General features: G+C 69.0%; 25 protein-coding genes and 1 pseudogene. 13 read left to right on the top strand and 13 right to left on the bottom strand.

Going from position 1 to position 25,029, the window contains the following annotated elements; translation table 11 throughout:
* The first annotated feature begins 57 nt into the window (after positions 1-57).
* The 10 genes and pseudogenes from FHR72_RS08825 to FHR72_RS08870 all read left to right on the top strand — a co-directional run bounded on the left by FHR72_RS08825 (position 58) and on the right by FHR72_RS08870 (position 9,968).
* Positions 58-942 (top strand): nitrilase-related carbon-nitrogen hydrolase, encoded by an 885-nt coding sequence (locus FHR72_RS08825; protein ID WP_183467556.1) that lies wholly within the window; start codon positions 58-60, stop codon positions 940-942.
* On the top strand, positions 939-1,805 hold the full coding sequence (locus FHR72_RS08830) for an FAD binding domain-containing protein (RefSeq protein ID WP_183467557.1): 867 nt from the start codon (positions 939-941) through the stop codon (positions 1,803-1,805). The genes FHR72_RS08825 and FHR72_RS08830 overlap by 4 nt, the downstream gene beginning before the upstream one ends.
* Positions 1,802-4,255, top strand: coding sequence for a xanthine dehydrogenase family protein molybdopterin-binding subunit (locus FHR72_RS08835; protein ID WP_183467558.1), 2,454 nt, complete (start codon positions 1,802-1,804; stop codon positions 4,253-4,255). The genes FHR72_RS08830 and FHR72_RS08835 overlap by 4 nt, the downstream gene beginning before the upstream one ends.
* Positions 4,252-4,752, top strand: a complete 501-nt coding sequence (locus FHR72_RS08840; RefSeq protein ID WP_183467559.1) for a (2Fe-2S)-binding protein — start codon at positions 4,252-4,254, stop codon at positions 4,750-4,752. The genes FHR72_RS08835 and FHR72_RS08840 overlap by 4 nt, the downstream gene beginning before the upstream one ends.
* Positions 4,749-7,112: a xanthine dehydrogenase family protein molybdopterin-binding subunit gene (locus FHR72_RS08845; protein WP_183467560.1), complete on the top strand. Its 2,364-nt coding sequence runs from the start codon at positions 4,749-4,751 to the stop codon at positions 7,110-7,112. The genes FHR72_RS08840 and FHR72_RS08845 overlap by 4 nt, the downstream gene beginning before the upstream one ends.
* Before the next feature lie 46 nt (positions 7,113-7,158).
* On the top strand, positions 7,159-7,983 hold the full coding sequence (locus FHR72_RS08850) for a cyclase family protein (protein WP_221193227.1): 825 nt from the start codon (positions 7,159-7,161) through the stop codon (positions 7,981-7,983).
* Positions 7,984-8,029: 46 nt separating this feature from the next.
* Positions 8,030-8,749 (top strand): SRPBCC family protein, encoded by a 720-nt coding sequence (locus FHR72_RS08855; RefSeq protein WP_183467562.1) that lies wholly within the window; start codon positions 8,030-8,032, stop codon positions 8,747-8,749.
* Positions 8,746-9,321 (top strand): carboxymuconolactone decarboxylase family protein, encoded by a 576-nt coding sequence (locus FHR72_RS08860; RefSeq protein ID WP_183467563.1) that lies wholly within the window; start codon positions 8,746-8,748, stop codon positions 9,319-9,321. Before FHR72_RS08855 ends, FHR72_RS08860 begins: the two co-directional genes overlap by 4 nt.
* A gap of 8 nt (positions 9,322-9,329) precedes the next feature.
* Positions 9,330-9,437, top strand: a pseudogene (locus tag FHR72_RS08865) (oxidoreductase); the annotation flags it as partial.
* A 15-nt stretch (positions 9,438-9,452) separates the two neighbouring features.
* Positions 9,453-9,968 carry a nitroreductase family protein gene (locus FHR72_RS08870; protein WP_183467564.1) on the top strand — a complete coding sequence of 172 codons (516 nt, stop codon included), beginning with the start codon at positions 9,453-9,455 and terminating at the stop codon, positions 9,966-9,968.
* A gap of 8 nt (positions 9,969-9,976) precedes the next feature.
* Here FHR72_RS08870 and FHR72_RS08875 read toward each other — a convergent pair whose 3' ends face one another.
* The 7 genes from FHR72_RS08875 to FHR72_RS08905 all read right to left on the bottom strand — a co-directional run bounded on the left by FHR72_RS08875 (position 9,977) and on the right by FHR72_RS08905 (position 15,311).
* Positions 9,977-10,141, bottom strand: a complete 165-nt coding sequence (locus tag FHR72_RS08875; RefSeq protein WP_183467565.1) for a hypothetical protein — start codon at positions 10,139-10,141, stop codon at positions 9,977-9,979.
* A gap of 28 nt (positions 10,142-10,169) precedes the next feature.
* A complete protein-coding gene (locus tag FHR72_RS08880) occupies positions 10,170-11,243 on the bottom strand; it encodes a sulfate/molybdate ABC transporter ATP-binding protein (RefSeq protein WP_183467566.1) in 1,074 nt (357 codons plus the stop codon).
* The gene (locus FHR72_RS08885; RefSeq protein WP_183467567.1) at positions 11,240-12,052 is read right to left on the bottom strand and encodes an ABC transporter permease; all 813 of its coding nucleotides are present in this window, start codon (positions 12,050-12,052) and stop codon (positions 11,240-11,242) included. Before FHR72_RS08885 ends, FHR72_RS08880 begins: the two co-directional genes overlap by 4 nt.
* Positions 12,049-12,804, bottom strand: a complete 756-nt coding sequence (modA, locus tag FHR72_RS08890; RefSeq protein WP_183467568.1) for a molybdate ABC transporter substrate-binding protein — start codon at positions 12,802-12,804, stop codon at positions 12,049-12,051. The genes FHR72_RS08885 and modA overlap by 4 nt, the downstream gene beginning before the upstream one ends.
* Positions 12,801-13,205, bottom strand: a complete 405-nt coding sequence (locus FHR72_RS08895; RefSeq protein ID WP_183467569.1) for a TOBE domain-containing protein — start codon at positions 13,203-13,205, stop codon at positions 12,801-12,803. The genes modA and FHR72_RS08895 overlap by 4 nt, the downstream gene beginning before the upstream one ends.
* A gap of 106 nt (positions 13,206-13,311) precedes the next feature.
* Positions 13,312-14,511, bottom strand: coding sequence for a SpoIIE family protein phosphatase (locus FHR72_RS08900; RefSeq protein ID WP_311736096.1), 1,200 nt, complete (start codon positions 14,509-14,511; stop codon positions 13,312-13,314).
* Positions 14,508-15,311: an alpha/beta fold hydrolase gene (locus tag FHR72_RS08905; RefSeq protein WP_183467570.1), complete on the bottom strand. Its 804-nt coding sequence runs from the start codon at positions 15,309-15,311 to the stop codon at positions 14,508-14,510. Before FHR72_RS08905 ends, FHR72_RS08900 begins: the two co-directional genes overlap by 4 nt.
* Before the next feature lie 105 nt (positions 15,312-15,416).
* Between FHR72_RS08905 and FHR72_RS08910 the strand changes: the two genes are divergently transcribed.
* Together FHR72_RS08910 and FHR72_RS08915 are read left to right on the top strand one after the other, a co-directional pair.
* A complete protein-coding gene (locus FHR72_RS08910) occupies positions 15,417-15,800 on the top strand; it encodes an STAS domain-containing protein (RefSeq protein WP_183467571.1) in 384 nt (127 codons plus the stop codon).
* A 4-nt stretch (positions 15,801-15,804) separates the two neighbouring features.
* The gene (locus tag FHR72_RS08915) at positions 15,805-16,359 is read left to right on the top strand and encodes a dihydrofolate reductase family protein (RefSeq protein WP_183467572.1); all 555 of its coding nucleotides are present in this window, start codon (positions 15,805-15,807) and stop codon (positions 16,357-16,359) included.
* On the opposite strand, the gene FHR72_RS08920 is transcribed toward FHR72_RS08915, so the two are convergent.
* The 6 genes from FHR72_RS08920 to FHR72_RS08945 form a co-directional block, all read right to left on the bottom strand.
* Positions 16,356-17,618: a DUF4032 domain-containing protein gene (locus FHR72_RS08920; protein ID WP_183467573.1), complete on the bottom strand. Its 1,263-nt coding sequence runs from the start codon at positions 17,616-17,618 to the stop codon at positions 16,356-16,358. The genes FHR72_RS08915 and FHR72_RS08920 overlap by 4 nt on opposite strands.
* Before the next feature lie 20 nt (positions 17,619-17,638).
* The gene (locus tag FHR72_RS08925) at positions 17,639-18,877 is read right to left on the bottom strand and encodes an ABC transporter ATP-binding protein (protein WP_183467574.1); all 1,239 of its coding nucleotides are present in this window, start codon (positions 18,875-18,877) and stop codon (positions 17,639-17,641) included.
* Between the two features lie 4 nt (positions 18,878-18,881).
* Positions 18,882-19,709: a carbohydrate ABC transporter permease gene (locus tag FHR72_RS08930; protein ID WP_183467575.1), complete on the bottom strand. Its 828-nt coding sequence runs from the start codon at positions 19,707-19,709 to the stop codon at positions 18,882-18,884.
* Entirely contained in the window at positions 19,706-20,668 is a 963-nt protein-coding gene (locus tag FHR72_RS08935) for a carbohydrate ABC transporter permease (protein WP_311736097.1), read from the bottom strand. Before FHR72_RS08935 ends, FHR72_RS08930 begins: the two co-directional genes overlap by 4 nt.
* Positions 20,665-21,975: an extracellular solute-binding protein gene (locus FHR72_RS08940; RefSeq protein ID WP_183467576.1), complete on the bottom strand. Its 1,311-nt coding sequence runs from the start codon at positions 21,973-21,975 to the stop codon at positions 20,665-20,667. Before FHR72_RS08940 ends, FHR72_RS08935 begins: the two co-directional genes overlap by 4 nt.
* Before the next feature lie 125 nt (positions 21,976-22,100).
* A complete protein-coding gene (locus FHR72_RS08945; RefSeq protein WP_183467577.1) occupies positions 22,101-23,120 on the bottom strand; it encodes a LacI family DNA-binding transcriptional regulator in 1,020 nt (339 codons plus the stop codon).
* 141 nt (positions 23,121-23,261) lie between these two features.
* Here FHR72_RS08945 and FHR72_RS08950 point away from each other — a divergent pair, with 141 nt between their 5' ends.
* The gene (locus FHR72_RS08950) at positions 23,262-24,911 is read left to right on the top strand and encodes a glycoside hydrolase family 13 protein (protein ID WP_183467578.1); all 1,650 of its coding nucleotides are present in this window, start codon (positions 23,262-23,264) and stop codon (positions 24,909-24,911) included.
* Positions 24,912-25,029: the final 118 nt, after the last annotated feature.

Consider the following 25,029-nt stretch of genomic DNA (forward strand, 5'->3'; position numbering starts at 1 on the left):
TCGTGACTTTCAACTGCACTTAATGACTTCGACTGTATTGAATGTTACGCTCGCTGGGTGACGGACGAACGGACGCACGCGGGCACCGGAACGGCGTTCACGGTCGCCCTCGAACAGATCGATGTCACCGTCGGCGCCGTCGACGACAACCGCCGTACCGCGCTCACCCGGTCACGGGCCGCCCTCGTTGCGGGCGCTGACCTCGTCGTTCTCCCCGAGCTCGCCATCAGCGGGTATGTGGTGGACGGCGGGCTCGCCCACCGGGTCGCCGAATCGCTCGACGGCCCCACCGCGGCGGCGTTCACCGGCCTGGCCCGGGAGTTCGACGCCCTGGTCGGGTACGGATTCTGCGAGCGCACGGGGACAGATCTGTTCAACACGGTTGTAGTGGTCGACGGCTCGGGACCGGTACTGCACTACCGGAAGTTGCACCTCTTCGATCTGGAGAAAGCGGTGTACACGCCCGGAGATCTCGGGCTCCCGGTCGCCGACACGCGCGTCGGTCGCCTCGGTGTCTGCATCTGTTACGACCTGAGATTCGTCGAGGTGTTGCGCGCCCTGTCGTTACGCGGCGCCGAGGTGGTGCTCGCTCCCGCCGCATGGGTCGGTGGGTTCGACCGGACCGTGCCCGACACCGGTGGTACCCGCCACGTGGATTCCGTTCTCGCACAGGCCAATCTCGACCAGGTGGCCGTCGTCGCCGTGTCCCAGGTGGCCGGGGCGGATCGGGGCGGGCCGTCGACGCTCGGCGGATCGGTGGCGTGTGACGCCTACGGCGAGCTGCTGGCCGGCCCCCTGTCGCGCACGGCCGCCGATTCTGCGACCGTGGAAATGGACCTGACGGCGATCCGCGCCGCGCGCGTACGCGGCGAGCGGATCAGGCCGCGCGAAGACCGCCGCACCGACGTGTACGCGCTGACCTACGGAGGGGATGTCTGGTGAAGCCGCGGTCTTTCACCTACCACGCACCGACCGGCCTGGAGGAGGCACTGGCGATCCTGGCCGCCGACCCCGAGGACAGCAAGGTGCTGGCGGGCGGTCAGAGCCTGGTGCCGATGATGAACTTCCGCCTCGCCAGCCCGGCGCAGCTGGTCGATATCAACCGCATCCCGGGGCTGACCGGTATCGAGACAGAAGGCGACCGCGTCGTGATCTCGACGAGGACCCGCCACATCCAGGTGCAGAACAACGGGTTGGCGGGGCCGCTGGGGTCGCTGCTGCGACGCGCGGCAGCCTATGTCGGTCACCTGCCCATCCGCACCCGCGGTACCTTCGGCGGCTCGATCGCCCACTGCGACGCCGCGTCGGAATGGTGCCTGGTGGCCTCGCTCCTGGACGCCGAGATGACGGCGGTCAGCGCCGCGCGCGGCGAGCGCACCATCGCTGCGGCCGACTTCTTCCAGTCGATCTTCACCACCGCGCTGGAGCCCGACGAAATCCTGCTGAGGGTGTCACTTCCGGCTCTCGATGCGACCTGGCAGACGGGTATCGCAGAATTCGCAAGGCGGGCAGGTGATTTCGGTATCGTGACGGCGACCGCGGCGGTTCAGGTGCTCGACGGCGTGGTCAGTGAGGCGCGCGTGAGCATCGGCGGCGTCAGCGAGGTGCCGTTCCGCAGCTCTGCAGCCGAACGGGTGCTCGTGGGCCGACCGATGTCGGAGGATCTTCTGGTGTCGGCAGCCGAGGCCGCCGCCGACGAGGTGGACCCGCCCAGCGATACCCACGGCGATGCCGCCTACCGCCGAGACCTCGTGCGGGCACTGCTTCCCCGGGCACTCGGCGAGACGACCGTGATCGGCGCATGATGTCGGCCGCACCGACAGAACCGACGACCTGGACCGGCCGGGCGTTGCCGCGCCTGGAGGACCCTGCCATCGTGCGGGGGTGGGGCACCTACGTCGCCGACATCGCCTCACGGAACGCGGCCTGCGCGCACGTGCGGTTCATCCGCAGCACCGTGGCCTCCGGGCGCATCGTCTCGATCTCCGCCCCGCCCGGAATCACCGTGTTCACCGCCCGTGATCTCGTTGGCGTGCAACCGATCCGGGCCGCACTGCACCGGCCCGACTTCGTCGAGATCGGCACGCCGATCCTGGCCACCGACGTGGTGCGGTTCGTCGGGGACCCGGTCGCGTTCGTGGTCGCCGACACCGAGGCGGCCGCCGAGGACGCCGCGGAACTCGTCGATGTCGAGATCGCACCGCTGCCCGCGGTCCTCTCGGCGGTGTCGGCACTGGCGGACGGTTCACCGCTCGTGCACGACGCCGTGCCCGTGGACCATCAGAACGCCCCGAACACCATGGTGGACGGCCGTATCACGACACCGGGGGCCGAGGAGGCGTTCGCCGCGGCCGAGGCGGTGGTCTCGGTACGGGTCAGCTCCGCGCGGCAGAGCGCCATGCCGCTGGAAGCCAGAGCCGCCCATGCCGGCCACGACCGCGCCACCGGGCGCACCACCCTGCACGCGACGCTGCAGATGCCCCACGTCACCCGCACCGGAATCGCGGACTGCATCGGGATGGCCGAGGACGACTTACGGGTCATCGCCCCCGACGTCGGCGGCGGGTTCGGCGCGAAGATGACCCTTGCACGCGAGGATGTCGCGCTGGTGTGGGCATCGCGTCACCTGCGTCGTGACCTCGCCTGGGTGGAGACCAGGGAAGAGAACTTCATGGCGGCCTGGCACAGCCGTGAACAGGTCTACGACATCGAGGGTGCGTTCGCCTCGAACGGCGAGTTGCTCGCTCTGCGTGGCGATCTCATCTGCGACGTCGGTGCGTACTGCTGCTATCCGGTGACCTGGGCCGTGGAGCCCCTGATGGCCCTGGCCGAGCTGCCCGGCCCGTACAAGGTGGCCGAGTACGACGTGCGGTCCCGCGCCGTGGCCACCAACAAGTGCCCGATCGCGCCGTACCGCGGGGTGTCGAGGCCGATGCAGGTGCTGGCCATGGAACGCCTCATGGACCGGGCCGCCGACCGACTCGGCCTGGACAAGGTGGCGATCCGGGACCGGAACCTGATCGCCGAGTTCCCGCACCGGGCGCCGGCCGGGCTGGTCCTGGATCAGGCCTCCCATCGCGAAACCCTGGCCAAGGCCGCCGATCTGGCCGACCTCGACGACTTCGCGCTCCGTCAGGCCACCGCGCTCGCCGAGGGCCGTTACCTCGGGATCGGTTTCTCCTGCTTCGCCGAGCGCACCGGGTACGGAACGCCCGCGTTCGCGGCCCGGTCGCGCCCGTTCGATCTGCAGCCGACCACTGCGGCGCCCGTCATCACCCCGGGCTTCGAACGGGTGATCCTGACGATGGACCCGTCGGGGGGCCTGACGCTGCGCATCGGCGCATCCCCGCACGGCCAGGGGCTGAAAACCGCACTCGCCCAGGTGGTGTGCGACGAATTGGGGATGCGCCCCGACCAGGTGCGGGTGATCGCCGGCGACACCGATGCCACCCCCTACGGGTGGGGGAGTTACGCGAGCCGGGCGATGGTGATCGCCGGCGGCGCCTCGCTGACCGCCGCCCGGGATCTGGCCGAACGCATCCGTGGCCTGGCCGCCGATCGGCTCGGGGGTCTGCCCGACGACGTGGTGCTGGAGAACGGCACGGCGCGCCTGCAGGGCGGGGCCGAGTCGGTCGATCTCGCCGTGATCGCCCGCGACACCTACCATTCCAGCCACCTCATCCCCGACAAGGGCGAGCCGGCGCTGGAGAGCGTCGGCATCTACGACCCGTCGGGCACCTTCGCCAACGCCTGTCACGTCGCCGAAGTCGAAGTCGATGCCCTGACCGGTCAGGTCGAGATCACCAGGTTCCTGGTCGCCGAGGACGCGGGCCGGCTCATCAACCCGGCCATCGTCGACGGACAGATCCACGGCGGCGTCGTCCAGGGGATCGCCAATGCGCTGTTCGAGGAACTGATCTACGACGACCGCGGCGTGCTCGTGACGACGTCCCTCATGGACTTCCTGCCGCCGACCGTCGCCGAAGTCCCCGACATCGAGATCGCGCACCTCTACACGCTGTCGCCGGCGTCGCTGACCGGGGCCAAGGGAGTGGGAGAGGGCGGCACCATCGGGGCGCCCGCCGCCATCGCCAACGCCATCAGCGATGCGCTGCGTCCCCTCGGGGTCGGGGTTTTCCACCTGCCCGCCACCCCGCACCGAATCCGTTCGGCGATCAGGGAGGGACGCGACGTGGCAGCCGCGCTGCATCCGTCGGACACGTTGAAGGCATCAGACCAGGAGAGCACGCCATGACCTCGCTTCGCCTCTACGTCAACGGCGATCGCTTCGACATCGACGTCGAGCCGCGGCGCACGCTGGCCGACGCTCTGCGCGACGACTGCGGGCTGACCGGCACCCACCTCGGATGCGAGCACGGCGTCTGCGGCGCCTGCACGGTCCTGCTGGACGGCCAGCCCATCCGGGCCTGCCTGATGTTCGCGGTTCAGGCCGAAGGCGCCTCGATCCGGACAGTCGAAGGTCTGGCCCCCGACGAGACCACGCTGCACCCCGTGCAGCAGGCCTTCTGGGACAACCACGGCCTCCAGTGCGGCTTCTGCACCCCGGGGTTCCTGACGCTGATCGCCGGCTACCTCGAGGAGCATCCCGACGCGCAGGAGGACGAGCTGCGAGAGGTGTTGTCCTCGAACCTGTGCCGCTGCACGGGTTACCAGAACATCATGAAGGCGACGCTGTGTGCCCAGCGCGCGATGCGCGGGGACGAGTGCGCCCACGACGAGACGACGGCATGATCGGGGCGCGCGCGCGGCGCATCGAGGATCCGGTGCTGCTGCGCGGAGCGGGGCGCTTCGCCGCCGACACCAGTCATGCGGGCGAACTGCACATGCGGGTGGTGCGCTCACCTGTCGCGCACGGTCGGCTGGTCTCGGTGGACGTGTCGGCAGCCATGCTGCTCGACGGCGTGGTGGCCGCGTGGTCGTACGCCGACATCGCGGAGCTCCCGGCGATCGCATTCCGGCTCACCCCGCGCGACGAACTGCTTCCGTACCGCCAGCCGGTGCTCGCCCGGCGCGTCGTGCGCTACGTCGGCGAACCGGTCGCCGTCGTGTTCGCCACGTCGGCCTACCTGGCCGAGGATGCCGCCGAGCTCGTCGAGGTCGACATCGACGTGTTGCCCGCCCGTGTCGACGCAGACCTCGAGCCCCTCACGTGGGTCGATGCCGAACAGGCGACGTGGGCGGCCGGCACCGGTCAGGAGCTTCCCGAACAGGACTCCGAGGCAACGTGTTTCGTCGAAGAGTACGGCGACGTCGACGCAGCCTTCGCCGACGCCGGGCAGCTTGTCGCCGCCGGAACGCACCGGGTTTTCGACATGGACGCCCGAATCGGGAGGCACACCGGCGTGCCGATGGAGTGCCGTGGCCTGGTGGCCCGGTTCGACGCCGCCGATCAGCAGCTGGTCGTCGACGGCGCGGCCAAGGTGCCGTTCTGGAACCGCGAGGCGATCGCGGCGATCGCCGGGCTCCCGCCCCATCAGGTGCTGGTCCGGGAGACCCATGTCGGAGGGGGATTCGGGCCCCGCGGCGAGCTCTACCCCGAGGACGTGCTGGTCACCATCGCGGCGATGCGGCTGCGCCGTCCGGTCAAATGGATCGAGGATCGCCAGGAACACCTGGTGGCCACCAACCACTCACGCGGCCAGCACCACCGGCTGCGGGCACTGGTGCGCGTCGAGGACGGCTGGATCGAGGCGCTCGACGCCGACTTCGTCCTGGACCAGGGCGCCTACGTCCGCACCCACGGCGCCACGGTCGCGTCGCTCACGGCGTCGATGCTGCCCGGGCCGTATGTCATCCCGCACTTCCGGGCCACCGCCCACGTCCGGCTCACGCACAAGACCCCGGCCGGCACCTACCGGTCCCCGGGACGCTACGAGGGCACGTTCGCGCGGGAGCGCCTGGTCGACAAGATCGCCCGCGAACTACACCTGGACCCCGCCGAGCTGCGCCGCACGAACTTCATCCCCGCTGCGCAGATGCCCTACGAGCGGCCCATCCAGGCGATGGGCACGCATCTGGTGCACGACTCGGGGGACTACGCACTGCTGCTGGACAAGGTCGCCGCCCGGTACGATTTCGCCGGAATCCGCGCCCAGGTCGAAAAACGGCGCGCCGCAGGCGAACTCGTCGGATTCGGATTCGGGTTCTTCGTCGAGAAGAGCGGGATCGGGCCGTTCGAGGGGGCCAGGGTCTCGGTCGACGGCACCGGGAAGGTGACGATCAGCTGCGGTGCGTCGTCGGTGGGTCAGGGCGTCGACACCGTACTGGCGCAGGTGGTGGCGGAACGGCTGCAGATCCCCCACGACTCGATCCGGGTGGTCCGTGGCCGCACCGATCAGTTCGAGTACGGGCGGGGCGCGTTCGCGACCCGGCTCGCGGTGATGGCCGGATCGGCGGCCATGCACGCCGCGAACGCCCTGGCCGAGAAGGCGATCCGGGTGGGCGCCCATCACTTCAAGGTCAGCACCGAAGAGGTCGAGATCCGCGACGGTGCCGTCGCGATCGTCGACGAACCGTCGCGGACGCTCACCTTCGGAGAGGTGGCGCGCCTGCTCGAGCCGGTCGGTGCGGGCGAGATGAAGGAGGATCCGGGGCTTTCGGCCGACGGCTGGTTCCGGTCGGATCACATGACGTATCCGTACGGCCTGCACGCCGCGCTGGTCTCCGTCGACCGGGGGACCGGCGATCTGGCCATCGAGCGGTTCATCGTCGGCTACGACGTCGGCCGCGCGTTGAACCCGACGCTGGTCGAGGGGCAGATCGCGGGGGGCGTCGCCCAGGGCATCGGGGGAGCGGTCTACGAGGAGTTCCTGTACGGCGAGGACGGTACGCCGCAGTGCACCACGTTCATGGACTACCTGATCCCCACCGTGCGCGAGGTGCCCGACGTCGAGACGCTCGTGACCGAGGACACCCCCAGTCCCATCAATCCGCTGGGCGTCAAGGGGGCCGGTGAGGGCGGGACGACGGCGGTGGCCGCGGCGATCGCCTCAGCTGTCGACGACGCGTTGCGCATCCCCGATTCCATTGTCGCCGTGCCGATTCGGCCCGATGTGGTCCGTCGTCTGGTCAAAAGCATTTCAGTGTCATAGAATCAAATTCAATGCTGTTGAGTTTGTCTGGAGCGGAGAAGAGCACATGCGCATAGTCGATCTCACCCATCCGTGGGGCATCCACACCCCGGGCTGGGTTGGATACCCGGGTGGCAAGATGTACTACACCCAGAACCTTCAGACGAATCAGATTGTGTCCCAACGTATCGAGAGCTCCCTGCATTCGGGCACGCACCTCGACGGGCCGATGCACGGCACCGACGGTGGTCTGGACATGGCCTCGTTGCCGTTGACCAAGCTGATCCATCCCGGTGCGATCGTGGACGTCTCGGATGAGGTCAGTGACTGGGAGCTCATCGAGCCCGAACACATCACCTCCAAGGTCGAGGTGCGCAAGGGCGACATCCTGATCATCCACACCGGCTTCATCGACTACTACCAAGGCATGCCCCGGCAGGACCTGGTCCGCTACTTCACCATGCACCCGGGTGGCAGTGTGCGGCTGGCGCGGTGGATGGCCGAAATGGAGATCGCCTGGTGGGGAATCGATGCCGGGTCCGGCGACCACCCGATGAACACCACCATCCGCAACATGCGCCCGGATCTGCTCAAGAAGTTCGAAGAGCACGTCGGAATGACCTACCAGGAGTTCCTCGGCGAGTACACCTACACGCACCACATGTCGGGCCGCGAGATCACCTCCGACATCTTCCCGATGCACCACCTGGCGTTCCAGGACGGCTGCATCCACGCCGAGAACGTCGGGGGCGACCTGAAGTCCGTGTTGAACCAGCGGGCGATCATCGGCGCGTTCCCGTGGAAGATCGAGGGCGGCGAGGCCTGTCCCTGCCGCATCATGGCGTTCTTCGACTGCGGCGCCGACGAGGTCATCGAAGGGTTCGCGGGCTGATCGGCTCCGGCGACGGCGGACCGTACGAGAGGAAGGATGCCCGCCCATGGCGATGCAGCTGAAGAACCAGTTCGAGATCGACGCGGATCTGGTCCAGACGTGGAACCTGCTGACGGACCTGGAACGCATCATGCCCTGCATGCCCGGGGCCGCGCTGGACGGCGTCGAGGGCGAGAACTACCTCGGCAACGTCAAGATCAAGGTTGGCCCCATCGGCGCCCACTTCCGCGGCACCGCGCGGTTCGCCCAGAAGGACGATGCGACCTACAGCGCCGTCATCTCCGCCTCGGGTAAGGACCCGAAGGGGCAGGCCGCCGCGAATGCGCAGATCCACGCGTGGCTGGAACCGGTCACGCCCACGCGGACGCGGGTGCTGATCGACACCGATCTCGACATCAGCGGGCGCATGGCGCAATTCGGCCGCGGTGCGATCGCCGATGTGAGCAATCGGTTGATCGGTCAGTTCGTCGCGAACATCTCGGGGCTGCTGACGCAGCCCGCCGGCGGCGCGGCGCCTGCCCCCGCGTCCTCCGCGGGTGGGACCCCTACGGCGGCGACGTTCTCCACGGCGCCGGCGGCGGCCTCGGGTGAGGTCAGCATGAACCCACTCGAGTTCGTCCTGCCGATGATCAAGGACAGGTACGGGCAGGCCCTGATGGGCGGGCTGCTCGGATTCGGGTTGAGCTGGTTGGTCTTCGGCCGCCGGGTCGAACGCCGGCCGCGGTATCCCTACCTGCCCTTCCCGTACCCGCCGGACCCCCGGTGAGTCGGCGGCTGCGCCCGCTGAAACCTGACGAGCTGAGCCCGCCCCAGCGCGCCGTCTACGACGGGATCACCGGCGGGGACCGGCTCAAAGGTCCCCAGCACTTCCCCGTCGTCGCCGCGGACGGGTCGCTGACCGGCCCCTTCGGAGTCATGGTGCACGCACCCGGCGTCGGGGACACCCTTCAGCAGCTGGGTGCGACGATCCGCTACCGGACAGGCCTCGGTGCCCGCGTGCGGGAAATCGGCATCCTGATGGTGGGTGCGGCGATGCGGTCGCAGTACGAATGGTGGGCCCACGAAAGAGTCGCGCGTGCCATGGGTTTCACCGATGCCGAACTGGAGCAGCTGAAGGCGGGGGTGTTCGAGTCCGCCGACCCGGCGGAACAGGCCGCCGCCGATCTGTGCGTCAGGCTGATCGGAGACGAACCCGTCACCGATGCGGACTTCGCGCGATACACCGAGCGCCTCGGCACCGAGGGCATCATCGAACTCACCACGCTCGTCGGCTATTACCGGACCCTGGCCCAGCTGATGGCGGTGTTCGACATCGGCGTGCCGACGGAGGGACTTTGACGGTCCCGCCCGACCATCGCGATTCGGTGCTCAGCACCGAGCAGCGAGATGCCAACGACTGCATGATGATCTGCGTGTCACGGGCCCGCTCACCGCGACTGCTGCTCGATCTCTAGAGAAAGGACCGACCAATGGAGACGTGGGATGCCCTCCGCTCCCGGCGCAACGTCAGGACCTACCGGCCGGACGCCATCGCGCAGGACGACCTGCTGCGCATCGTCGAGGCGGGCTGGCGCTCGCCCTCGGCGAAGAACCGGCAGCCGTGGGACTTCGTGATCGTCACCGACGCGCAGCAACTCCGGGACCTGTCGACGGTGTGGCAGGGCGCCCGCCACATCGCGTCCGCCCCGGCCGCGATCGCGGTGGTGGCGCCCGAGCCGCCCGATGAGAGACGACGGGTCGTCGACCAGTTCGACCTCGGGCAGGCCACGCTGGCGATGGCCGTGGCGGCCGCCGACCTCGGCATCGGGACCGGCCACTCATCGGTGGGGGAGCAGGACAGGGCCCGCCAGATCCTCGGTGTCCCCGACGATCACTTCGTGGCGTACCTGCTGGGTGTCGGCTATCCCGCCGACCGTCCGCTGAAGCCGATCAAGTCACCGGATCGCCGCCCCTTCGACGAGGTCGTCCACCACGGACGCTGGTGAGCCGACCCCTACTGCGCCACGGCGGCGTGGGAGTCGATGGTGAAGGTCAGTCCGTCGTCGGTCTCCTCCGGAGCCACGCGCGTCTCTCGGCCGCACACCGGGCATGTCGCGGCGTCGGCGGACGGCTGGTCGGAAAGGGGCAATCGGCGGCCACTGCCGGGGCACTCGTCCATGACGGCCTGATACCCACCCTCGCGAGTTTTATCGCGGCAGTGCTGGGTGAAGCTGCACTTCCTGTGCCTTGACCACGAAGTGCACCGTCCGGCCCGGCTCGAGGTTCAGGTCCGTCGCCGCGGCGGCGGTGACGTCGGCCGCGAGCCCGGTGGCGCCGTCGGGCTGATCCGTGGCCCGGACGCGCACTGTCGCACCGTGGATGTCGAGCCCCGCGATGGTCACCTCGATCGCATTGCGCGGGCTCGCATGTGGAGGGTCGAGATGCACCGCCACCGCGGACGGGGTGAACAGTGCGACGGCCTCGGTGCCGGGGGTCGCGTCGCCGGTCCCGAAGACCCGGTGACCCCACGGTGTCTGCAGCACTCCGCTCTCGACGATGGTGCCCGCGACCAGGTTCACTCCCGCGATCCGCGCGGCGAACGTGCTGCGCGGCGCGGTCAGCACGGTACGCGCCGGGCCGCTCTCGACCACGCGTCCGCCTTCGAGGACACAGACCGTGTCGGCGATGGCCAGCGCGTCCAGCAGATCGTGGGTCACGATGACGGCGGTGCGGTCCCGCAGGATATCGCGTAACAGGCGGCGCAGCGCCGGGGCGGCGGTGACGTCGAGCGCCGCGAGGGGTTCGTCCAGAAGCAGCACCCTCGGGTCGGCCGCCAACGCGCGGGCGATGGCGACCCGCTGCGCCTGTCCGCCCGACAGCGCGGCGGGCCGTCGGTCGGCGAGGTCGGCGGCGCCGACCGCGTCGAGCCAGCGGCCGGCGGTGTCGCGCGCCGCGGAGCGGGACTGTCCGCGGCAGCGGGGCGCGTAGCCGATGTTCGCCGCGACGGTCATGTGCGGGAACAGCATCGCCTGCTGCCCGAGCATCGCCACGCTGCGCCGATGCGGGGGCACGAAAACACCCTTCGCGGTGTCGGTGACGACCGACGCGCCGATGTCGATGCGGCCGTCGTCCGGGCGCAGCAGCCCCGCGATCAACTGCAGCATCGTGGATTTGCCGACGCCGTTGGGGCCGAGGACGGCCAGCACTTCGCCGTCGGCGACCGTCACGTCGAGATCGACGGCCCGCGGCCGGAGCCGCGCCCGCACCCGGACGCCGCTCACCAGGGGCCCGCCAGGCGCCGGCTCGCCGACGCCACGACGATGAGGGCGGCGACGACGATGAGCAACAGCGACAACGCGACCGCGGCGTCGGCGTCCGTCTCGCGCTGCAGGTAGATCTCGAGCGGAAGGGTGCGGGTGACCCCCTGCAGGGAGCCCGCGAACGTCAGCGTCGCACCGAATTCGCCGAGCGAGCGGGCGAAGGCCAACACCGCGCCGGACATCAGGCCGGGCAGTACCAACGGCAGTGTGACGGTGCGCAGCACCGTGGAGGGCCCGGCGCCCAGCGTCGCCGCGACACGGTCGTATCCGGCTCCGGCGGTGCGCAGCGCGCCTTCCAGGCTCACGACCAGGAACGGCAGCGACACGAACGACTGCGCGAGGACGACCGCCGCGGTGGAGAAGGCGATGCGGATGCCCAGCACCTCCAGCTGATGGCCCAACAGCCCCTGCCTGCCGAAGGTGTAGAGCAGCGCGATCCCGCCGACGACGGGCGGCAGCACCAGGGGCAGCAGGACGAGGGAACGCAGCACGGACCGTCCCGGAAACTGCCCCCGTGCCAGCACCAGCGCCATCGGGACGCCGAGCAGCACGCAGACCCCGGTGCTCGCCGTGGCGGTCTTGACGCTGAGAAACAAGGCAGCGCGCGATGATTCGGACGAGATCAGGGGGAGGAAGTTCGCCCAGTCGATCCGCGCGAGGATCGCCATCAGCGGTGCGATCACGAAGAGCGCGCCGGCCGCGGCGGGAACGAAGAGCCAGGCGGGCAACCCCACCTCGACGAGCCCGCCCGCGCGCCGCCGTACGGTCACGGTGCGGCGAAGCCCGCTGAGGCCAGCGCTTCCCGGCCGTACGGACCGGTCACCAGCGACACGAACCTGTCGGCCGCCGCGCGGCCGGCGGTTCCTGCCACCGTGGCGATCGGATAGACGTTCACCGCCGCGGCGGACTCCGGGAAGGGGATCGCGGCGGCCTTGTCGCCGGCTCCCGAGGCATCGGTGACATAGACCAGACCGGCGTCGGCCTGACCGGAGGTCACCTTGCCCAGGACGTCGGTGACCGCGGACTCCTCGCTCACCGGGGCCAACGTCACCCCGGTGGCCTTCTCGATCTTTTCGGTGGCGGATCCGCATGGCACCTGCGGCGCGCAGATCACCACCTGGGTGCCGGGCTCGGCCAGATCGGCGAACGACGTGATCCCGGCGGGGTTTCCGGGCGGTGTAACGATCGTCAACGTGTTGGCGGCGAAGTTCACGGGCTCACCCGCGATGACGCCGGCGTCGACGGCCTTGGTCATGTTGGTGGTGTCCGCCGACGCGAACACGTCGGCGGGGGCCCCTTGTTCCAGCTGCGTGACCAGGTCGGACGACCCGGCGAAATTGAAGATCACGGTGGTGCCGGGGTTGTCCTGTTCGAAACGGGTTCCGATGTCGGCGAATACCGACTTCAGGGATGCCGCGGCGAAGACGAGGATCGTCGCCTCGGCCGCAGATCCCGAATCATCTTGCCACGCAGAGCATCCCGCGAGAAGCGCGGCGATCCCGAGAACCGCGGCGGTTCTCACGGCGCCACCGGCGGCGTCTCGATCACCACGGTCGTGGCCTTGACCTTCGCCACCGCGATGACACCGGGCTCGAGGCCGAGCTGACGGGCCGATTCCGTACTCATCAGCGACACGACGGTGAACGGCCCGCACTGCATCTGGACCTCGCTCATGACGGTGTCCGAGGTGACCTTGGTGACCAGCCCGGCGAAGCTGTTGCGCGCCGAGCTCCCGGTGCCGAGCGGGTCGGGGGGTGGGGTGGCGTGCTCCCGGGCGAACTGGGCGAGGATTTTGCCGTCGATCACCTTGCGTCCCGAATCGTCCTTGTCGGCGGGTAACGAGCCGCCGTCGATCCACCGGCGCACGGTGTCGTCGCTGACGCCGAGCAGCGCGGCGGCATCCCGGATACGAATGGCGGGCATGTGCCCTCAGTGAATCTCAGATACGGCGATCATGCCCGCATTGAACCACAACTGCGGACATGATCGCCCGTTACATCCGCGTCTGCGGAAGGTTTCCGTCGCGGGATCAGGGCCCATCGGGTCGGCCGACGGGGGCGACGCTGACGGCCAGTACCGCAGTGTCGTCCTCCAGTCCTTCGCCGAAGCTCTCCAGCAGCTCCCGCGTCGCGGATACGATCGCCGGCGCGGTCGTCGGCGTGTGGCTCTGTGCGAAGTCGAGAAGCTCGTTGTAGTCGTCGAAGCGGCGGTCCCGGCCCGTCCTGGCTTCCGTGAGCCCGTCGGTGTACATCACGAGGGTGTCACCGGCGCCCAGATGCACACGCGCCGAGACGAACCGAGGATTCTTGAGCAACCCGACCGCCTGGCCGCCCGTCGTCGGAACGTAGTGTGCCTGGCCGTGGGCCGGGAGCAGCAGCGCCGGCGGGTGTCCACCCGCGGCCAGCTCGAGATCGAACCCGCGACCCGAGGCGCGGATCACTCCGAAGATCACGGTGCAGAACCGCGGGTCGTCGCTGTGGAACTCGTGGCGCAGAACGGAATCGAGGGTGCGCAGCACCGCCACCGGGTCGTCCTCGTTCACCGCCGCGGCACGGAGCGTGTAGCGGGTCAGCGAGGTGACGGCGGCCGCGGCCGCGCCCTTCCCGGACACATCGCCCAGGAAAATGCCCCACGTCTGCGGGGTCATCGGGAAGAGGTCGTAGAAGTCGCCGCCGACATCGTCGCGCGACGCGGTGTGGTAGTGCGCGGCCGCGAGCAGTCCGTCCGGAGGGAACAGACTGGGAGGGACGAGCGAACGCTGCAGCGTGGTGGCGAGCACCTGCGCGCGCTCGCGCTCACGGTCGGCGGCGCGCCGGGCCTCCAGTAATTCCTTCTCGTACGAACGTCTCTCGCTGGCGTCCTGGACCGTGATCCGCAGCGCGGACGGTCGGCCGTCGGTGCCGCAGGCGACATTGGCGGTGATGAACACCGGGAGCTTCACCCGCTCGGTGGTGAGGAATTCCGCGGCGATGCCGCTGAGCGATCCGGTCATCTGCAGCAGCGGGGCGAAGTGCGTCTCGTAATGGATCCTGCTGCCGACGGTGAGGAGGTCGGAGAATCGACGGTCGACGAGGTCTGCCGGGTCGTAGCCGAGCCAGCGACCGAATGTGTTGTTGGCGAACAGGATGCGGCCGTCGGGCTCGGTCAGCAGGAGTCCGCACGGCGCATGGTCGACGAAATCGTGCAGCGGCGTGGCGGGTCTCGGGGGCAGTGACGTCGGGTCGGTCACGGCAGCCCGGCGGCGAAGTCCGCGATCGCCGATGCGGTGGCCTCCGGAGCGCTCATGTGGGGACAGTGGCCGGTCGCGTCGAGGGTCACCAGAGCGCTACCGGCGATGTGCTCGTGGCAGTACCTGCCCACCTCGCGCGGGGCCAGGGTGTCGTGCGCGCACTCGATGACCACGGTGGGCACGGTGACCCGGGCGAGATCGGCACGGTTGTCCGACAGGAATGTCGTCCGCGCGAAGGTCAGTGCCCGCGCGGGGTCGGTGCGGCAGAACGCGTCGGCCAGCTCGTCCTGCAGCTCGGGCCGCTCCGGGGTGCCCATCACCACCGGTGCCATCGCCCGCGACCACCCCAGGTAGTTGCTCTCCAAGGACTCCAGGAGTTCGTCGATGTCGCCGCGCGAGAAACCGCCCCGGTAGTCCGTGTCGTCGAGATACCGCGGGGACGGGGTGAGAAGCACCAGGCCTGCGAAACGCTCAGGCCTGGTCGCCACCGCGAGGACCCCCATCATCGACGCCACGGAATGTCCGACGAACACCGCGTCGCGCAGGTCCAGTTCGTCGGCGATGTCCAGGATGTCCTCGGCGTACTGCTGCAGGTCTGCATAGCGGGTGGCATCCCAGGCCGCCGGGTCCGACGAACCGGCACCGACGTGGTCGAACAGAACGATCCGAAACGAATCCGCCAGGCGCGGGGCCACGAGCCGCCACAGGTTCTGGTCGCACCCGAAACCGTGCGCGAGCATGAGCGGCCGGCCGTCCGGTCGCCCGACTACCCGGACGTTGTTCTTCGAATGGACGGCCATGCAGCGATGATCGCACCCCCGCTGCAGTGTTGTCCCGGATGTCCGCGACCGGGGTGTGCTGAGATGATCGGGAGAACCGAACGACCGGCAGTGAGGGCACGTGGCATGACCGACGAGATCGACAACCCCGCATTCCCGACCGGGCGCAGCGCGGTAGGGGTCCACGCCGAGATCGTCGACGGTGTCGCGGTGCTTGCGGTGACCGACGTCGTCGATGCGGCGACGGCCCCCCAGCTCAGCTCGGCCGTCGACGAGGCCTTCGCCGGCGCGCCGTCCGGCCTCGTCCTCGACCTCACCGACGTGAACTTCCTGGGGTCGGCGGGCATGACCATCCTGATGAAGGCCAAAGAACGCGCCGGCGACAACGTCGGCTTCGCGGTGGTCGCCGTCGGCAACGCGACCCGGCGGCCCATGACGGTCCTGGGCCTGGATGCCGAGCTGCCCCTGTACGACACCCGGGACGAGGCGCTGCGCAGCGTGCGGGGCTGACGCGGTGGCGCCGCTTCGCTACTCCATCAACATCACCGTCGACGGCTGCTGCGACCACCGGGCGGTGGCCGGCAGCGAGGACCTGCACCGTCACCATGCCGCGAACCTCGCCCGGGCCGATGCGCTGCTGTTCGGCCGGGTGACCTACCAGATGATGGAGGCCGCCTTCCGCCCGCAGCCGGGCGCCGACACCGGGCCCGACCCGTTCGCCCAGACGATCGACGCAGCGCGGAAGTACGTCGTGTCGCGCACCCTCGGGCAGGTCGACTGGAACGCCGAGCTCGTGCGGGGAGATCTCGCCGAGGCCGTGCGCCGTCTGAAGAGCGAGTCGGCCCGGGGACTGTATGTGGGAGGCGTGCAGCTGCCGCTCGCGCTGGCCGAACTCGGATTGATCGACGAATACGAGTTCGTCGTGCACCCGAGGCTGGTCGGCCACGGGCCCACGCTGTTCGCCGGGTTGTCCCGGTACGTCGACTTGACGCCGGTCGACCGGGTCGAGCTGGGCTCAGGGGTGGTGGCCTTTCGCTACGAGCCGAAACGCCCAGCCTCACAGGCTTAATCGTCGTCGTCGAGGACGGAGAACGGCTCGGTCGGATCCTCCACGACCACCAGCTGCGCCGCGGATTCCGAAGGCACCACGTTGCGTGCCAGTGCCTGCAGCGCCCGTTCGGTGCCGATGTCGTGGCCGGCCCCCTCGGACAGCAGCCACCGCACCTCGAGCAGGTCGCAGTAGGCCTGGATCGGCGTTCCGGTCCCGCCGACCGCAGCGTGCGCCCGGTGCATCGTCGGAGTCGCCACCTCCATCACCCACAGCTGCGCGGCGGTGCGGTCGTCGACGTCGTGACCCGCCTCCCGGCACAGCTGGCCCTGGTAGGCCTGTAGGTCACCGAGCAGGATGCGGGCCTGACCCTCGCCGACGTCCAGGCCGGTGAGCTTGCGCAGCTGCGTCGCGTGATAGCGGCGATCACCCACGGCGACATGCAATCTGAGCTCGTCCGCGCCGGCGGTGACGGGTTGCAGGGAGACCTCGTCGACGGCGAACCCGAGCTCGTTGAGCTTGCGGATGGCCCCCTCCACCCGGTAGCGGTCGGCGAATCCGAAGGTCGGTTCGGAGTGCAGGAGATCCCACAGCCGTTCGTAGCGGCCCCGGATGCTCAGCGCCTCCTGGATGAATCCCGGCTCCAGGTCGGGTCTTTCGAGTTTGGCCGCGAGATCCAGCAGCCCCGCGGCGACGTTCTCGACGGTGATGTCGATGTCGTGGGTCCGCTGACCGGTCGAGAGACCGGGGTGCACCTCGCTGGTCTCGGCGTCGACGAGGAAAGCCTGCAGCACCTGGCCGTCCCGGGAGAACAGCGTGTTGGCCAGTGAGCAGTCACCCCAGAACACGCCGTGGCGGTGCAGCTCCACCAGCAGGGTGGCCATCGCATCGAAGAGGCGGGCGCGGTGTTTGGGCGCATCCGGTGGCAGGCGCATGAACAGCCGCCGGTACTGCCAGGAGCCCACGAGGTAGCGCGTCAGCAGGATCGCGGTGTCCCAGTCGGACTGGAAGACCAGCCCCGCGGGCCGCACCGCGTTGAGCCCCATCTCCTCCAGCCGGCTCAGGACGTCGTACTCGCGCGCCGCGATACGGGGCGGCAGCTCCTTGAGCGCCCACAGCTCGCCGTCGCATTCGACGAACCTGACCAGGTGCCTGCTCGGCCCGACGGGAAGGTTGCGCAGCGGCACGCCGGGGGCAGACCACTCGGCCAGCGGCCTGTCCCAGGGCAGCGCGATCAGACCTGGGCGGGGTGCCCGCAGCCGCAGTTCGGGAGCGGCCATCGCCGGGTTCGACCGTCGGCTCAGCCGGTGGCCGCCGCGTGACGGCCGCTGGACTGAGGCGGATTCCCATCGCGCGAGCGGTCGTCGGCCGCACGCGTCAGGTTCTCACCCGACTGCGGATCGAACAGGTGCAGTCGTTCGGCGTCCAGCCACAGCGTGGCCTTGTCCTCCGGGCGGATCCGGCTCAGCGGATCGAGTTCCACGCAGATCTGCGTGCGCAACTGCTCGCTGTCGAGATCGTTCGCCAACTCCGCGAGCTGTGAGGCGATCTCGGGTGACGCCTCGAACGGGACGAACGCATACTGCTCGTTGCCCAGCCACTCGGTCATGTCGATGGTGACGTCGAAGGTGACCCCGCGGGACCGCTTGTCCTCGTCGACGAATTCGGCGTCCTCGAACGCGCCCGGCCGGATCCCGGCGATGTACACCGCGCCGTCGTCGGCGTTCCCCAGACGGCCGCGCCACTCCTCCCGCAGCGGCACGGTGGCGAACGGCAACTCGATCTCGTTGCCCCGCACCCGCGCCGGGACGAAGTTCATCGGCGGTGACCCGATGAAGCCGGCGACGAACAGGTTGACCGGCTGGTCGTAGAGTTCGCGAGGGCTCGCGACCTGTTGCAGGATGCCCTTCTTGAGCACCGCCACACGGTCGCCCAGCGTCATCGCCTCGGTCTGGTCGTGGGTGACGTAGACCGTCGTCACGCCGAGCTTGCGCTGCAGCCGCAGGATCTCGGTGCGCATCTGCCCGCGCAGCTTGGCGTCCAGGTTGCTCAGCGGTTCGTCGAACAGGAACGCATCGGCCTCCCGGACGATCGCGCGGCCCATGGCGACCCGCTGGCGCTGCCCGCCGGAGAGGTTCGCCGGCTTGCGCTCGAGGTGCTCGCCGAGTTCGAGGGTCTTGGCGGCGTCGTTGACGCGCTGGCGGATCTCGTCGTCGGACAGCTTGCCGGACAACCGAAGTGGGAAGGCGATGTTCTCGAACACCGTCAGGTGCGGATACAGGGCGTAGTTCTGGAAGACCATCGCCAGGTTGCGGTCACGCGGGGCCTTGTCGTTGACCCGGTTGTCGCCGATCAGCATGTCCCCGGAGGTGATGTCCTCGAGCCCGACGATCATGCGCAGCAGGGTCGACTTCCCGCAGCCCGACGGTCCCACCAAGATCATGAATTCGCCGTCGGCGATGTCGAGGCTGACGTCGTTGACGGCGGGGTAGCCGTCTCCGTACTTCTTGACGATGTTGCGCATCGTGATTGCTGCCATGGGGTTATCCCTTCACTGCTCCGGAGGTCAGACCGGCGACGATGCGCCGCTGGAAGATGAGGACCAAGATGACGACGGGGATCGTCACGATCACCGACGCGGCCATGATGTACGGGACGGGGGACTCGAAATAGGACGCGCCCTGGAAGAACGCCAGCGCGGCCGGAACCGTGCGGGCGCTGTCGGTGGACGTCAGCGAGATGGCGAACAGGAAGTCGTTCCAGCAGAAGAAGAACGTCAGGATCGCGGTGGTGAACACGCCCGGGGCCGCCAGCGGCACGATCACCTTCCGGAACGCCTGCCACGGGGTGGCCCCGTCCACCTGCGCCGCATGCTCCATCTCCCACGGGATCTGACGGAAGAAGGCCGACATCGTCCAGATCGACAGGGGCAGTGCGAAGGTCAGGTACGGGATGATCAAGCCCAGCCACGTGTCGTAGATCCCCAGCCCGCGCCACATGTCGAACAGCGGCCCGACCAAGGCGGCCTGAGGGAACATCGCGATGCCCAGCGCGAGGGACAGCAGCAATTTCTTGCCGGGGAACTCCAGGCGGGCGATGGCGTAGGCGGCGAACATCGCGATGATCACCGAGATGACGGTCGCGATGACCGCGATCCCGATCGAGTTGATCAGCGCCCGGGTGAACAGCGGCTGGCTGAAGATCTGCGCGAAGTTGTCGAGGGTGAACGAACTGGGCAGGAACGACGGGTTGCCCGACACGATGTCCGACGGCGGTTTGAAGGCCAGGCTGATCATCCACAGCAGCGGCACGAAGCTGTAGACGACGATGACGATGCCGGCGATCGTCCACCACTTGGTGTTCTTGGTCACTGATCACCCCTGACTTGCGAGAGGTCCGTCTTGAAGACCTTGATGAATATCCAGGCGATGGCGACCACCGACAGGAACAGCAACACCGAGACCGCCGAGCCCATACCGAGATTCACCAAGGTGACGTTCTGCCGGTAGGCCAGGAACGAGATCGTCTCGGTGTTGTTGGCACCGGCGGTCATGACGTACGGGTTGTCGAAGATGCGCCAGGCATCCAGGGTGCGGAACAGCAGGGCGACCATGATGGCGGCCTTCATGTTCGGCAGCGTGACCTTCCACAGCCGCTGCCATGCCGTCGCGCCGTCGACCTTGGCGGCCTCCTGCATGTCCTCGGGCACCTGCACCAGACCGGCGAGCAGAAGCAGCGAGATGAACGGCGTGGTCTTCCAGATCTCGGACAGGCAGATCACGAAGATCGCCGACCACCGGTTGCCGAACCAGTCGAACTCCGACAGGTTGAGCCACTGGTTGACGAAGCCCGAGTCGATCGCGAAGGCGTAGCGCCAGATGAACGCCGACACCACGGTGACGATGCCGTACGGGATCAGGATCGCGGTCCGTAGGGGACCCCGGCCGCGCACGATGCGCAGCATCACGAACGCGAACCAGAAGCCCAGCACCAGCTCGATGGCCACCGTGACGACGGTGATCGCGAGCGTGGTCACGAAGTCGTTCCACCACACCGGGTCGGTGAGGATGACCAGATAGTTGCCGAGTCCGACGAAACGGCGACCCTCGGGATCGGTGAGGCGGAAGTTGTACAGCGACAACACCAGTGCGTACCCGAGGGGGTAGGCGGTGACCAGCAGCATCACGACGTACGAGGGCAGCGTCAGGTAGAGCCCGAGGCGCCGCTCTCCTTTCGCGCGCTCGCTGACCGAGGGCTTTCCGGGGTCCTTCTGGATGGGGGCTTCTGCCACGGCGCCGCCGACCCCCGTCGCTTCGCTCGCCCGGGTCACAGCAGTCGCCTCCCCGCCAGCACGTCGGCCATGAATTCGTCTGTCCTCTCCGGGGTTTCGGCGTTCACCGAGGCGGGCGGATGCCACGTCTGCTGGATCGCGCCCGAGATGTCGGTGTAGAACGGTGTCGGCGGGCGGGGGCCGCCGTCGCCGATGGACTCGCGGATGAGATCGGCGTTTTCATAGGTCTCGCGGATCTTGGGGTCGTCGTAGGACGCCGCGTAGGGCGAGGGCTCACTCTCGTCGAGCATGTACTGGGTGGCCTTCGGTTCGGCGTTGATGCACTCGACCAGTGCGACGGCCTGCTCGGGATGCTTGGTGTACGCCCCGACGCCCAGGTTCGCCCCACCCAGCGGCGGTGCGCTCGGCCGGTCCGCGGACACCCGGGGGTAACGGGCCCAGCCGATGTCGTCGACCACTTCCTGGGCCAGCGTGCCCTCCTCGGCAGCGCTGCGGGCGGCCGCGAGCACGTAGGGCCAGTTCACCATGAACATGCCTTCGCCGGACTGGAAGTTGGCGCGGGCCTGTTCTTCCGAGGCGTTCGACATGTCCGTCGGAGCCGCGGGGGAGCGGCCGAGGTTCCCGACGATCTCGGCGGCCTTCTCGCCGGGCGGGGTGGCCAGCGACGGCGTGGCGTCGCGGCCGGCCTCCACGTTCTCCAGCAGCGCGCCACCGCCGGAGAGCACCAGCGCGTTGATCAACACCGTGTAGCCCTCGTAGCGCTGCGCCTGAACGGCGATCTTCTTCTTCTGCCCCACAGCGGCTTTGAGCATCTCGTCCCACGTGAAGGTCGGGGAGGTGGGGTCGACCCCGGCCGCGGCGGCCGCCGACTTGCGGTACCACAGCAGTTGGGCGTTCGACTTGTACGGGGCGCCGTAGAGCTTGTCCTCCCACATGCCGGTCTCGATGGGCGCCGGCAGCATTCCGGCCGTCAGCCGCTGCGTCTCCTCGGCGGTGTAGGGCCGCAGGAAACCGGCGTTGGCGAACTCGGCGGTGAAGACCACATCCATGCTGACCAGGTCGATGGACGAATCGCCTGCGGCCAGGCGGCGAACCATCTGTTCACGCTGTGCCGTCGCGGTGCTCGGCAGCGACTCGATCCTGACCTGGTAGGCACCGTTGGACGCCTCGGCGCACTGCTCGGCGCGGGCGACGGAGCCCCCGTTGTCGGGAAGGATGTACCACGTCAGCGTCGGGGGACCGCCCTGACTGCCGCAGCCGGACAACAACGACGCGGCGACCAGAGGTGCACTGGCCAGCGCGATTGCGCGACGTCGTCGCCCGCGGGCGAACTGATCTCGTTTCATCACGTCCTCGTCTATGAAGTTTGCCCTCGTGTACGGAAGTTGTGGTCTCCGATGAGGGCCACGTGCAGCACATTCGGTACGTCTGTGAGTGTGTCACACCTCACAGCGCCGAGGGCGCAGCGGTGTCAGCGCGGCGGCGAGGTCGACCCGCGGATCACCAGCCGGGTGGGAAGCGTCGTGACAGCGGAGAGCGCGGTTGCCTCACTGCCCAGTTGGCCGAGAACCGCCCGTGCGGCGATCTGCCCCTGCTCGCGCACCGGCTGCGAGACCGTGGTGAGGTCGGTGAGCTCCGCGGACGGGTGGTCGTCCACGCCGATGATCGAAAGTGATTGTGGGACAGCAAGTCCTGCGCGGCGCAGGGTGCGCAGCGCCCCGAGCGCGATCTCGTCGGAGTGGCAGAACACGGCACTGGGCAACCGCGGCCGGCTCAACAGGATCTCCATTCCGCGGGACCCGCCGTCCACACTCCAGGTCACGGTCACCACGGTCGGGTCCCGGTGTCCCGCCTCGTGCAGCTCCCGGTGGAAGCCGCGGATGCGTGCCTGGTCGGTGGCCCAGGGGATGTCGGTGTCGTCGGCGGCCTGGATCATCGCGACGTCGCGGTGCCCGATCCGCAGCAGATGCCCGACAGCCTGGCGAGCGGCGAGCTCGTCGTCGATGCCCACCCAGAATCGGTCGGGCCCGGGGTGATGTCCACCGACGAACACGGTGGGCACCCCGAGCTGGTCGATGCGGGTGCGCTCCCGCGCGGAGAGCGGCACCGAGACCACCACGACGGCGTCGACCTTGCGGCGCAACGGAAGTGCTTCGAAGAAGCGATGGCGTGCCGCGGCGTCGGGAAGGGTGCACAAGATCAGATCCATGCCGACCGTGTCGAACTCGTCGGCCACGCCGGCCAGCACCGTGGAGTAGAACCAGGCGTCCACCCGGGGCACGATGACGCCGACCCGGCCCGTCGGGCCGCCGGAGAGCCGGGAAGCCTCGGGCGAGACGACGTAGGACAGATCGCGCGCGGCGGAGAGGATGCGCGCACGGGTCACCGGTGAGACGCCCGCCTCGCCGCGCAGCGCCCGCGACACCGACGCGATGGAGACTCCCGACCGTCGGGCGACGTCGGTCATGTTCACGGTCTGCTTCGGGATCATCGACCACCGACGATATTCGAACGTAAGTACTTACGAAACGGGAATCCGGATTGACTTGTCCGGACTGTGCCGGGAATCTAGTGACGTAAACGTTTACGTCACCCATCTGGGTCCGTCCAATCCTCTGTGAAGGAGTTCGTCGTGGCATCCGAGGAATCGTGGTGGCAGACCGCGGTCGTGTACCAGGTCTACATCCGCAGCTTCGCCGACGGTAACGGCGACGGCATCGGTGACATCGCGGGCCTGCGGAGCAAGCTGCCCTACCTGGCCCGGCTCGGGGTGGACGCGATCTGGATCAATCCCTGGTACCCGTCGCCGATGGCGGACGCCGGCTACGACGTGGCCGACTACCGCGACATCGAACCGGCCTACGGGACTCTGGACGAGGCGCAGGCGCTCATCGCCGAGGCGCACGACCTCGGGATCCGGGTCATCCTCGACATCGTCCCCAACCACACGTCCGACCAGCACGCGTGGTTCCGGTCGGCGCTGCGCGACGAGCCCGGCGCCCGGGAGCGCTACCTCTTTCGGCCGGGCCGCGGTGATGGCGGTGAGCTGCCGCCCAACAACTGGCAGAGCGTTTTCGGTGGTCCGGCCTGGACCCGCGTCGACGCCGGACCGCTGGAAGGCGCCTGGTACCTGCACCTGTTCGCCCCTGGGCAGCCGGATCTGAACTGGGAGCACGCGCAGGTGCGTGCCGAGTTTGAGGACATCCTGGCTTTCTGGTTCGACCGCGGCGTCGACGGTTTCCGCATCGACGTGGCGCATGGACTGGTGAAGGCGGTGGGGCTGCCGGATGAGGCCGCCGACGACGGGTCTGCGCACGCCATGCTGCAGTCGCAGAGTCGGCATCCGGCGTGGGATCAGGACGGTGTGCACGAGATCTACCGCGGCTGGCGTGCGGTGGCCGACCGCTATGCGCCTGAACGCATCTTCATCGCCGAGGCCTGGGTGCCGAGCAACGAGCGGCTGGCGCGCTACCTGCGCGCCGACGAGCTGCACACAGCGTTCCAGTTCGATTTCCTGCGTTCGCCGTGGCGGGCCGAGACGCTGCGCGAGGTCATCGATGATGCGATCGTCTCGGCGGCCTCGGTCGGCGCGCCGCCGACCTGGGTCCTTTCCAACCACGATGTGACGCGCACGGTGACACGGTTCTCCCGTTCCCAGCCCGAGCATCTGGTCGACACCGACTGGGAACGTGGCCGCTGGTCCGGTGAGGAACCCGACCACGGGCTGGGTCGTCGACGGGCCCGCGCTGCCGCGCTGGTCCAACTCGCACTTCCGGGGACGGCCTACGTCTACCAGGGGGAGGAGCTGGCACTCGAGGAGATCGAGGACCTGCCCGACGAGACGCGGCAGGATCCGACGTGGGCGCAGTCGGGGTTCACCGATGTGGGCCGCGACGGATGCCGGATTCCGTTGCCCTGGCACGACTCCGGGGCCACCTACGGCTTCTCGACCGGTTCGGGGGCCTCGACGTGGCTGCCGCAGCCCGATCATTGGGGCGAGCACAGCGTCGAGACGCAGGACGCGGACGCGGCGTCGACCCTCAACCTCTACCGCGCCGCACTGGAGCTGCGGCCGAGTCTGTGGCGGGGCGCCGGCGAGGTCACGTGGCTGCAGGTAACACCGGATGTCGCTGCGTTCACGCGCGGGGCCGCACAGTGCTGGGTCAACACCGGCCAGGCCGCCGTCGCCCTGCCGCCGGGCGCCGTCGTGGCACTGGCCTCCGCACCGGGCGTGGACACGGAGCTACCGCCCGACACCGCCGTCTGGCTGCGGGCGACCTAGCTGAGGAGGCCGACGAGCAGGCGCCCGAAAGCGTCGACGGGAGGGTCGACGGAAGCGTCCCCAAAAGGGTCCCCGAAAGGGTCTTTGTGCCCTCTTCTCGGCGGCCTGCGGCGCGCAT

The sequence above is a fragment of the Mycolicibacterium iranicum genome (assembly GCF_014190915.1).
Taxonomy (GTDB): domain Bacteria; phylum Actinomycetota; class Actinomycetes; order Mycobacteriales; family Mycobacteriaceae; genus Mycobacterium; species Mycobacterium iranicum_B.

Coding starts and splice junctions, on each gene's coding strand:
- FHR72_RS08835 (WP_183467558.1), top strand. CDS start 1,802: ATGATGTCGGCCGCACCGACAGAACCGACGACCTGGACCGGCCGGGCG.
- FHR72_RS08840 (WP_183467559.1), top strand. CDS start 4,252: ATGACCTCGCTTCGCCTCTACGTCAACGGCGATCGCTTCGACATCGAC.
- FHR72_RS08845 (WP_183467560.1), top strand. CDS start 4,749: ATGATCGGGGCGCGCGCGCGGCGCATCGAGGATCCGGTGCTGCTGCGC.
- FHR72_RS08850 (WP_221193227.1), top strand. CDS start 7,159: ATGCGCATAGTCGATCTCACCCATCCGTGGGGCATCCACACCCCGGGC.
- FHR72_RS08855 (WP_183467562.1), top strand. CDS start 8,030: ATGGCGATGCAGCTGAAGAACCAGTTCGAGATCGACGCGGATCTGGTC.
- FHR72_RS08870 (WP_183467564.1), top strand. CDS start 9,453: ATGGAGACGTGGGATGCCCTCCGCTCCCGGCGCAACGTCAGGACCTAC.
- FHR72_RS08875 (WP_183467565.1), bottom strand. CDS start 10,141: ATGGACGAGTGCCCCGGCAGTGGCCGCCGATTGCCCCTTTCCGACCAG.
- FHR72_RS08895 (WP_183467569.1), bottom strand. CDS start 13,205: ATGCCCGCCATTCGTATCCGGGATGCCGCCGCGCTGCTCGGCGTCAGC.
- FHR72_RS08905 (WP_183467570.1), bottom strand. CDS start 15,311: ATGGCCGTCCATTCGAAGAACAACGTCCGGGTAGTCGGGCGACCGGAC.
- FHR72_RS08910 (WP_183467571.1), top strand. CDS start 15,417: ATGACCGACGAGATCGACAACCCCGCATTCCCGACCGGGCGCAGCGCG.
- FHR72_RS08920 (WP_183467573.1), bottom strand. CDS start 17,618: ATGGCCGCTCCCGAACTGCGGCTGCGGGCACCCCGCCCAGGTCTGATC.
- FHR72_RS08925 (WP_183467574.1), bottom strand. CDS start 18,877: ATGGCAGCAATCACGATGCGCAACATCGTCAAGAAGTACGGAGACGGC.
- FHR72_RS08940 (WP_183467576.1), bottom strand. CDS start 21,975: ATGAAACGAGATCAGTTCGCCCGCGGGCGACGACGTCGCGCAATCGCG.
- FHR72_RS08945 (WP_183467577.1), bottom strand. CDS start 23,120: ATGATCCCGAAGCAGACCGTGAACATGACCGACGTCGCCCGACGGTCG.